10 protein-coding genes and 1 pseudogene are annotated in these 9,797 nt (G+C 37.4%); 2 read left to right on the top strand and 9 right to left on the bottom strand.

The features are described 5' to 3' along the window. A partial coding sequence (locus V757_RS28090) for an IS66 family transposase (protein WP_023952030.1) occupies positions 1-127 on the top strand: 127 nt, incomplete at its 5' end. A 284-nt stretch (positions 128-411) separates the two neighbouring features. Here V757_RS28090 and V757_RS24135 read toward each other — a convergent pair. The 5 genes from V757_RS24135 to V757_RS24115 are packed head-to-tail and all read right to left on the bottom strand — an operon-like array spanning position 412 to position 5,335. Beyond that, positions 412-1,725 (bottom strand): ABC transporter substrate-binding protein, encoded by a 1,314-nt coding sequence (locus V757_RS24135; protein ID WP_023952028.1) that lies wholly within the window; start codon positions 1,723-1,725, stop codon positions 412-414. A gap of 4 nt (positions 1,726-1,729) precedes the next feature. Beyond that, complete coding sequence (locus tag V757_RS24130) at positions 1,730-2,809, bottom strand: ABC transporter ATP-binding protein (protein WP_023952026.1); 1,080 nt, start codon at positions 2,807-2,809, stop codon at positions 1,730-1,732. A gap of 9 nt (positions 2,810-2,818) precedes the next feature. Continuing rightward, positions 2,819-3,634 (bottom strand): phosphodiesterase, encoded by an 816-nt coding sequence (locus V757_RS24125; protein WP_023952024.1) that lies wholly within the window; start codon positions 3,632-3,634, stop codon positions 2,819-2,821. Positions 3,635-3,651: 17 nt separating this feature from the next. Next, the gene (locus tag V757_RS24120) at positions 3,652-4,479 is read right to left on the bottom strand and encodes a carbohydrate ABC transporter permease (protein ID WP_023952022.1); all 828 of its coding nucleotides are present in this window, start codon (positions 4,477-4,479) and stop codon (positions 3,652-3,654) included. Further along, positions 4,469-5,335, bottom strand: coding sequence for a carbohydrate ABC transporter permease (locus V757_RS24115; protein WP_023952020.1), 867 nt, complete (start codon positions 5,333-5,335; stop codon positions 4,469-4,471). Before V757_RS24115 ends, V757_RS24120 begins: the two co-directional genes overlap by 11 nt. A gap of 379 nt (positions 5,336-5,714) precedes the next feature. On the opposite strand from V757_RS24115, the gene V757_RS24110 reads away from it, so the two are divergent. Beyond that, positions 5,715-6,632: a DMT family transporter gene (locus V757_RS24110; protein ID WP_023952018.1), complete on the top strand. Its 918-nt coding sequence runs from the start codon at positions 5,715-5,717 to the stop codon at positions 6,630-6,632. A gap of 105 nt (positions 6,633-6,737) precedes the next feature. Here V757_RS24110 and V757_RS24105 read toward each other — a convergent pair whose 3' ends face one another. The 4 genes and pseudogenes from V757_RS24105 to V757_RS24090 form a co-directional block, all read right to left on the bottom strand. Next, positions 6,738-7,070, bottom strand: a complete 333-nt coding sequence (locus V757_RS24105; RefSeq protein ID WP_023952016.1) for a zinc ribbon domain-containing protein YjdM — start codon at positions 7,068-7,070, stop codon at positions 6,738-6,740. A 44-nt stretch (positions 7,071-7,114) separates the two neighbouring features. Continuing rightward, a complete protein-coding gene (tilS, locus tag V757_RS24100) occupies positions 7,115-8,152 on the bottom strand; it encodes a tRNA lysidine(34) synthetase TilS (protein ID WP_052019381.1) in 1,038 nt (345 codons plus the stop codon). Next, a pseudogene (locus tag V757_RS24095) lies at positions 8,139-9,102 on the bottom strand (acetyl-CoA carboxylase carboxyltransferase subunit alpha). Before V757_RS24095 ends, tilS begins: the two are co-directional and overlap by 14 nt. 49 nt (positions 9,103-9,151) lie before the next feature. Next, positions 9,152-9,793: a DNA-3-methyladenine glycosylase family protein gene (locus V757_RS24090; protein ID WP_023952012.1), complete on the bottom strand. Its 642-nt coding sequence runs from the start codon at positions 9,791-9,793 to the stop codon at positions 9,152-9,154. Positions 9,794-9,797 lie beyond the last annotated feature (4 nt).

Raw genomic sequence — 9,797 nt, 5'->3', positions numbered from 1 at the left:
TCAGAATGGCCATGACCCTTATGCTTACCTTAAGGATGTGTTGGAACGATTGCCGACACAGAAAGCGAAGGACATTGCTGAGCTTCTGCCTCATCGTTGGCAAGCGCCAAACGACACCAAGAATTAACACAATGCCCCGACAAAATCGGGGCATTGAACATTTAAAAACGGAAGTCAATCGGAGTTCACCGGACGCTTACCGCCTAAATAAAATCCTACAAAATCAAAATCCATTATGAATACCTCATAATGGATTTCTATTGATAGCAACTGCTTCTACCTCTTTAGTTTTTTGACGTACAATCTTTCATCCTGAAAGATTGCACGCCTAAATAAAATCCTACCTCTTTAGTTTTTTGACGTATTATCTTTCATCCTGAAAGATAATACGCCTAAACACAACAAGAAAAATTACTCCACACTTAAAGCAGTTTTGTCTTGATAAGGTTTCATCAGCTCATCTGCTTTTTTCTGAGCTTCATTAGCCGCATCTTCAACTGATTTTTTCTCATCAGATACAACTTGAGCTAAGGCATTTTCCATTGCTTGACGAACAGGTACTGTTTCATACATCGCATACCATGGATGAGCATATTGCAATTGATCTAATGCTGTTTTTGCAGGTGGATAGCTAGCAATATATTCTTTCATTTCTGGTGTATCATATGATGCCTTACGAGGTGAGAAATATCCAGAGAAACGGCTCCAGCTACCATTCACTTCTGGGCTAACAAGATAGGTTAAAAACTTATAAGCCGCTTTTTTCTGTTCTTCACTAATGCCTTTAAAAGTAACAAGACTTGCACCACCGATAATCACTGCATTACGTACTTTTTTAGGTAAGAATGCTACATCAAAATCAACATCTTTAGCATTTTCTTTCATGAATCCTAGAGAGCCTGTACTTAATAATACAATACCCACTTTATTTGATAAGAAGCCAGCTGTGATTTGTTTTGAGTTTAAAACACCTGAAGGCATTACTTTATGTTTAAACACTAAGTCTTTATAAAATTGTAAAGCACCTTTTGCTGTAGGCGAATTATAGTAAACCTCTCCAGCATAGTCAGGGTTATTAAATTGACCACCATTTGCATGCACTAATGCCGATAAAATCCAACCACCATAGTCATTATTAGTAGATGGCATCATGATACCCCACTGACCTTTTTCTGTATTTGTTAATTTTTTAGCGGCATCTACTAACTCTGCCCATGTTTTCGGTGCCTCCTTAATGCCAGCTTCTTGGAATAATTTTTTGTTGTAATACATAATTGGCGTTGAGTTATGGAATGGAATCGCATAAGTCACACCATTATATTGAGCATTTTTATGCATTGGTTGCCAGAAATTTTTCTCTAGAAAATCATTAGCTGATACTTTATCTTCGCTATATTTAAACAGTTCATCCATAGGAGAAATCATATCGTTAATAGCTAAATCAACAGTATAGTTAGCTGACATGATAACTAACGCAGGAGCCTGACCAGCACGCACTGCCGCCTCAGCTTTCATTTTAGTTGTATCATAATCACCTGTAAAAATTCCTCTTACTTCCACGTCTTGTTGAGACTCATTAAAATGTTTAATCACTTTTGTCATCTCTTGTGTAAATTTACCCTCAACTGGAGAAGGAAACATAAAATCAATGGTTTGCTTTTCAGCAAATGCATTAAAAGATGCGGCCGCTAAGCTAATGCCTAAAACAGTCTTAATGTTAAACACTTGATTACTCCTTAGAAAGATTCTGTTGTGTTTTTGGTGAGAAAAAATGTAAATAGCTTGGTTCAAAATACAGAACGATTTCAGTATTCATGTTGGGAATATTCCCCAGATTAGGGATTCGGCATTGAAGAACACCATAATCGGTTTGTACTTTTAATAAATAATCAGAGCCATAAAGCTCTTTCTGAATTAACCTACCGGAGAGACTTAAGGCCTGTTCTGATAAGCTTGTGTTACTGATATATAAATGCTCAGGTCTAATTCCCAACAAGACATTATGTTCATCATAATCACGGCATGGTAGTGCTATTTTTTGTTCTTCAAGAAGCACATACTGCTGACCATCAACAGGTACATCAATAATATTCATTGTTGGATTGCCAATAAACGTTGCCACAAAAAGATTATCAGGATGCTGATAAAGTTGGGCAGGAGTCCCAATTTGTTGAAGCTTACCTTGATTAAGTACTACGATACGATCTGCCATTGTCATTGCCTCGACTTGATCGTGGGTAACATAAATTGTCGTTGTTCTTAATTTCCTGTGCAAATCCATCACACCATCACGGACTTCAACTCGTAATTTGGCATCCAAATTCGATAATGGCTCATCCATTAAAAATAAAGATGGATTTCTAATAATGGCTCTCGCCATCGCCACACGTTGACGTTGCCCCCCTGACAGTTCTTTGGGTTTACGTTTAAGTAAGGCATTAAGTTGCAATAAATTTGCTACCTCTGCTAATCTACTCGCAAACTGGCTTTTATCTTCCCCTCGAATTTTCATGCCAAATAGAATATTTTGCTCTACGCTCATATGTGGAAATAAAGCATAATTCTGAAAAATTAAGGCAAAATTTCTTTTACCCGCAGGGACATGATTAATACGTTCGCCATTTAACAGAATATCTCCCTCACTAGGCTCTTCTAGCCCAGATAAGATTCTTAATAAGGTACTTTTTCCACAACCAGAAGGACCAACGAGGACTAAAAACTCACCCTTTTCGATGGATAAATCAACTCGTTCCAGAACTTTTGTACTACCAAAATTTTTTTGTATATTGACTAAATCTACTCTCGACATATCCCAACCTTATTTAAAACAACTAATTTGTGGGTTATATAAATAAGAAGGTGATTTGGTCTGTAAATGCACACAATAAGAAACCAAGCCTACATTATCCATATGACGATGCATTAATATAGGTCCAGCTTCTTCTGAATATCTATCAGTTTTATCGGTATAACTATAAGGAACCTGATGAGTAGTCCCTGATACTGAGGCAATAATCGCTTGCTTGTATTGCGCAAACATGACACGATGCACATGTCCACAAAAAATTCGTGTGAAATGCGTGTATTTATCAACAAGTTTAAGAAGCTCAGCGCCATTACGACAGCCTATCTCATCCATTTGAATATTACCGAAGGCAATCGGAGGATGATGAAGAAAAACATAGCTCTCTTTCTCATTTTTTGCCAATTCTTGGTCTAACCATTGCAAGGTTTCTGCGCTCAACTCACCATATGATGCGCCAGGCACAACGCTGTCAATGAAATAAAGTCTCGCCTGTGGGAAATCCACAGAGTAGTGCATTTTGCTAGGGTCATCACCTAAAAGAGGACAAATGTCTTTAAACGCCTCTAAAAAGTATTCTTTATGATCATGATTACCTGGCACAATATAAACTGGCGCATTCAAAAAACCTAAAATGCGTTTTGCTACGATATATTCTTCTTGCATTCCACAATTGACAATATCACCTGTAATCACAATAGCATCTGGTTGTTCTTCTAATGCATTCAGATGGGCAATCACATTGGCATTTTTTTGATTTACATCAATAAAGTCATATAATTTTTGCCCTTGTGGACGAAAATGTAAATCAGAAATATGAGCTAATAACATAATTATTTAACCTTAAACTATTTAATACCTGAAAAGCCAAAACTTTTAAGGAAATGTTTTTGAAAGAAAATAAACATAATGAGAAGTGGCAAACAAATCATAATGGTTCCTGCACTAATAACTCCCCACTGTCCTCCTGACTCTGCCCCGGCTGCAAATGACACAAGACCAACAGTAAGTACCTGCTTGCTTGGATCACTTAATGTCATTAAGGGCCATAAATACTCATTCCAATGGTAAGTAATACTAAATGTCGCAAACGACAATAAGGTCGGCTTAACCATGGGAATTAACACGTGATAAAGCGTCTGATACCATGCACATCCTTCCATGATGGCAGCATCTTCTAATTCTTTTGGGATAGATAAAAAGGCTTGTCGCATTAAGAACACGCCAAATGCTGAAGCAAAATAAGGCAACATAGTTCCTAATAACGAATTCAGTAAACCAAAATCACTTAAGGTCATCATGTTAGGTATCATCAATACCACGGGCACAATCATTAATTGCAACAACAGCAAATAAAACAGAAAAGTCTTGCCTTTAAATTGATGGTAGGCGAATACATACCCTGCTGTGGTAATGGTTAGCATTTGTACAAAGAAAGTACCAAATGCAAAAATAATGGTATTTTTATAGAGATTAATCCAATCTGTACTTTCCCATGCATCTATAAAGTGTTGAAAACTTAACGGAAAACTGGGTACTAATGATGCCATTTCAGGCCCAAACGTTGTGGCACTAACAGACGCTGAAAACATCCAAATTAAAGGAGTACACCACAATAATGCCGCTACAAGTAATAATAGACTTAAGGTAACCCCTGTTCCTTTTCTAGTATTCATAGTGTGTCCCCTTTTCTAGCACTCTAAGATTAATAACTGAGAAAATAAACAGTGCAATGAGCGATACAAATGTTGCTGCCGATGCTTTACCTAAGTCATGTGAATTAAGTGCCAAATCCTGAATATAGTGTAAAAGAACGGAGGTAGAATGATTAGGACCACCATTAGTCATAACGACTACATGATCAATTTGTGTGACACCATAGATAATGGCGGTAATCAAAACAAAATTAATCGTCGGTCTTAATAAAGGTAAGGTAACTTTAAAAAAGATTTGGTACTTGTTTGCCCCTTCCATAACAGCCGCTTCTCTCACATAATCAGGAATAGTTTGTAACCCTGCTAAGAAAAACAGCATATAGTAACCTGCGAACTTCCAGACACCCACAAACGCTAGCGCATATATTGCCGTATCACTAAAACCCAAAAAATTATTGTTCATATTGCCAAAAATTTTTGACAAGTAATAATCTAATAACCCTAAATTAGGCGTAAAGATAAAAATCCAGACTGTAGCAGCACTCACTAAAGGTAGTAAGGTTGGCATAAAAAATATTGAGCGCAGAAAACGATTAATACGTTTATTCTCATTTAAGGCGACAGCCAGCAATAAAGCTAAGACGACACTTGGAATAACCGTCAATAAGATATAAACAATATTGTTAAGTAACGCTTGCCAGAAAATATCATCTGCAAATAAACGCTCAAAATTTTTTAAGCCAACAAATGGTTTTGATTGATCCGTTGTATAGCGGAAATCATAAAAGCTATCTCTTAGGGATCGAAATAGCGGGAAATAGGTAAACAGTGCCAAAAAAACAAACGTTGGCAATAAGATTAAGTAACTTTTTCTCATTGATGCTTCTCTAGTAAAACCAGATTATTCTAGCGATTCATCATGACAAGAAAATTACAAATTGAGTAAAAATATAAGCTAATAGCTTTTATCCAAGCGATTCTTAAATTTAAACTTAAAATAAATTAATTTAATTGTTGTAAAAAATACATAGTACTTTCACTACCACCTTTTACACTTAATTTTTTCTTTTTAGTCAATAACGCAAGCCATTCTTATCTCACTAAAAATCCAATATATTGAGCGACGTTAAATAGCTCATGACTTTTTTCTTTTTAACGATTTATTTTGAAATGTTCAATTCATAAAGAGACACTCTTATAATAGAATACCTATCAGTTTATTAATAATAGTTAGACTTTTTTGCGTAGTTTCTACCATGACACAACAATCCTCTTCTCATATCGGCATTCATTTACGTTTAATTGGTATGGCAATTTTATGGGGGACGTCATGGGCATGGGGACGAGTTGTTGCTCAGCATATGCCTCCTATCACTGGCTCTACATATAGATTTATTATTGCCAGTCTTTCATTGTTAATTTGGCTATACAGCGTTGATCGTTTTAAATCTATCAGAGATTTAACAGCTAAACAGTGGTTAGGATTAATAGGCACAGGTGCTACGGGCATCTTTGCCTATTCCTTGTTTTTTATGACTGCCCTACAGTGGCTTCCCGCAGGGAAAGCCTCAGCAGTCATCGCACTTAATCCTGCATTTACGTTGCTATTAGCTGCATGGCTTTTTAAAGAAAAGCTTAATCTGCAAATTCTTCTCGGTATAGGATTAGCGATTTTTGGCTCTCTCTATGCCATCTCGCAAGGCAACCCTTTAAAATTTCTGTCTGGTAATGTTGGCTTAGGCGAATATTTATTATTAGGTTGCGTCCTTAGTTGGGTCAGCTATACACTCATTGGCAGGGCTGTGATTGGAGGTATTCCTGCCTTAACAGCAACAACAGTAGGTACTTGTGTAGGAGCTATTTTATTATTTATAACTAGTATTTTTGTCGATGGCGCTGAGGGTTGGCAACGCGCTATCCATGCACCTTTTGTTGCACACTTTTCTGCTATCGGTATGGCATTAGGGGCAACTACGCTAGCATTTTCTTGGTTTTTTAATGGGGTAAAAACCTTAGGTGCTGGTAATGCCGCCGCTTATATTGCCCTCGTTCCTGTCTTTGGTATTTTAATTTCTGCTTTATGGCTAGGTGAACCTTTACATTCATCTTTAATCATTGGTGTACCACTCGCCATTACAGGGATGATGATTATGAACAAGGGACAAAAGAAATAAATCGCTGATGGACTCGTTTAGATATTATTTACCATTTGGAACGGATTCCGTAGTGATAAATAATAATACAGCACCATCTTTGCAACAGTAATCAGTAGTTATTATTTAAGACGTCGCTTTTTTTAGAAATTCTGATTTAAGTTGTAATTTACCGCATTCCACATTGTGATCACCAGTTACCAACCGGATATTTTTATATTTTGTACCTTTCTTAAGTATTTCAGATGAACCCTTGAGTTTAAGGTCTTTAATTAAAATCACTGAATCACCATTAACCAATAAATTACCATTGCTATCTTTGACCACTATTTGCTCATCTGCGAGATCATCATTAGCCTGTTCAGACCATTCATGTCCGCAATCAGGACAGATAAATTGTATGGTGTCGTGATAGGTATTTTCGCTTTGGCATACTGGACAATTAGGTAAATTTTGCATATAAATAATCTCTTGATGAAATTTAAATAAAGAATTGTTGTAGTCTATTGTGCAATTTTCTTATTATCACTCAGTATTACTTTCCCTTTTCGTACATAAATAATCCATTGTTCATGCTCCAATTTCACCTCACGATCATAGCCTAACTGATGTACTTCTCTTAATTGCTTTAACCATTGCTGTAAGCGTTTATCCGTTGGCATTTGTAAACCAAGCAATGCCAACCAATAACGCAATACATTGCTCTGCCGATAAGGTGGCAATTCACGCCAAGCTTTTAAACAAAAACTGTGTTGATCTTCACTCACGGATAAATGTTGGAAATCTAGCACTGCCATATCATCCATAATAGCTTGTGCTTCATCCATTAAGCGTGCATGACGTGCTAAGTTTTGTTTCCAACTCGGCCAATATTGATTTAACGCCGGGCTTAATGTTACCCGTAAAGCACCTCGTTTATACTGCGTATCATAATTACTTTCATCTTGTACCGCTTGCCACCCCGTCTGTGCCGCAAACTCTTCTGCTAAATCTAAAATTAGCTGACGCTCACACCCCAACCAAGGACGATGAAATACCAAACCATCTTTTTTAGATATAGATGACATACCTCGCATACCCTTAATACCACTGCCCCGCAATAAGCGTAGTAATAAAGTCTCAGCCTGATCATCCAGATGATGTGCCAATAAAAAATGGCTTATCTGATGTGCTTTTGCATAGTCAGCAAACGCTTGATAACGTGCTTCACGTGCCGCACCTTCAATACCTAAACCACTTTTTTTATCAACTGTGACATAACTAACACTAAATGGGATAGCTAAATGTTCACAGAGCTGCTGACACTGCTCTACCCATTTATCTGCATTACTCATTAATCCATGATGGATATGCAAGGCATATAAACGAATATCATAATCCTTCGCTAATTGACTAGCACATACAGCTAGCATGGCTGAATCAGCACCACCACTAAATCCTATTACCAGAGATTGATGGCGCAAAGTAGCAAATAATTCAGCCAGCGGTTTATACAAACGGCTGGCTTTATCATTTGACCAAAATGTATTAATCTTTTTCAACGATTCGACCATAAGCCATTAGGCGTTCTAAACGACGATCGATTAATTCTTGAGTAGAAAGACCTTCTAACTGGCGAACAGCTTCACTAAGAGCTCGTTTTAACGACTTACTCATTGTGATAGCATCACGATGAGCACCACCAATAGGCTCTGTAACAACCTTATCAATAAGACCTAGCTCTAATAACCGTGGCGCAGTAATTGCTAACGCTTCTGCCGCAATTGGGGCTTTTTCAGCACTTCGCCATAAAATTGACGCACACCCTTCTGGAGAAATCACTGCATAAGTAGAGTATTGCAACATTTGCACGACATCCCCTACTGCAATCGCTAAAGCACCACCAGAACCACCTTCACCAATAATAGTCGCAATAATAGGTACTTTAAGCTCTGCCATTGCATAAAGATTATGACCAATGGCTTCTGATTGACCTCGTTCCTCCGCACCAATACCTGGATAAGCACCCGGTGTATCGACAAACGTAAATACTGGCAACCCAAATTTTTCAGCTAAACGCATTAAGCGTAAGGCTTTACGATAACCTTCTGGCTTAGGCATACCAAAATTACGCTTTGCACGCTCCTTAGTATCACGTCCTTTTTGGTGACCAATAACCATACATGCTTCACCATTAAAACGTGCTAACCCACCAATAATAGATAAGTCATCAGCATACATACGATCACCATGTAACTCGTGAAAGTCAGTAAAAATTTCTTTTACATAATCCATGGTATAAGGACGCTGTGGATGACGAGCAACCAAAGCTGTTTGCCAAGGTGTTAATTTTTCATAAATGGTTTTTTGTTTGTGCTTGGCTTTTTTGCTGAAGGCGACTAATCTCCTCTGAAATATCTACAGCTGAGTCAGAAGACACATTACGCAATTGTTCTATTTTTTGTTCTAATTCTTCGATGGACTTTTCAAATTCTAGAAATGTATTTTTCATATGGGTTATGCACCTTACATTTAAAAGCGACTTTTATTTAGACGAGTTATTATACCTGATTAGACTGTAGACTACACCATAAATACCATGTTGCTACTGTACTCCAAGGCTGCCAAGTTCGTGCTAACTCTCTGATTTCAGAGCGAGAGACTGGTTCACCACTAAAATAATGCTGTGATATAGCCTGTATTAAACGGGGATCGTCAATCGGTAATACGTTTGGACGCTGCAAATGAAAAATTAAAAACATATGTGCTGTCCACTCACCAATTCCACGAATAGCCGTAATTTCTTTGACAATTTGTTCATCACTCGCTCTAAACCATGCCTGAGGATTTACTGATTTATCCAAGAAATGTGTCGACATATCTAAGAGGCACTCACTCTTGCGTTTAGTGATACCTACCTGCTTTAATTGTTCAATCGTTAATGTCTGAATAATGGCTGGCGTAACAGTTCCTTGGCACAAGCTAAGCAAAGCTTTCCAAAGTTTCTGAGCGTTATCTGGTTTCATTTGTTGTGAAATCAACGCTCGTGCCAAAGAAACAAAAGCTGTTTGTTTAGATGCCAACCAATCATTCTGATGTAATGGAATAATTTTTCGCAAAATCCTATCCTTAGCGAGTAAATACTCCACCGCTTCGTCCCAAAATTCAGGCTTTGGACTAATCGTAATAAGACTATTATTCATAATT

This window comes from Pelistega indica, assembly GCF_000506865.1.
Lineage (GTDB): Bacteria > Pseudomonadota > Gammaproteobacteria > Burkholderiales > Burkholderiaceae_B > Taylorella > Taylorella indica.
The sequence above is the reverse complement of the archived record's forward strand: the minus strand, read 5'-3'. Positions and strand labels throughout refer to the sequence as shown.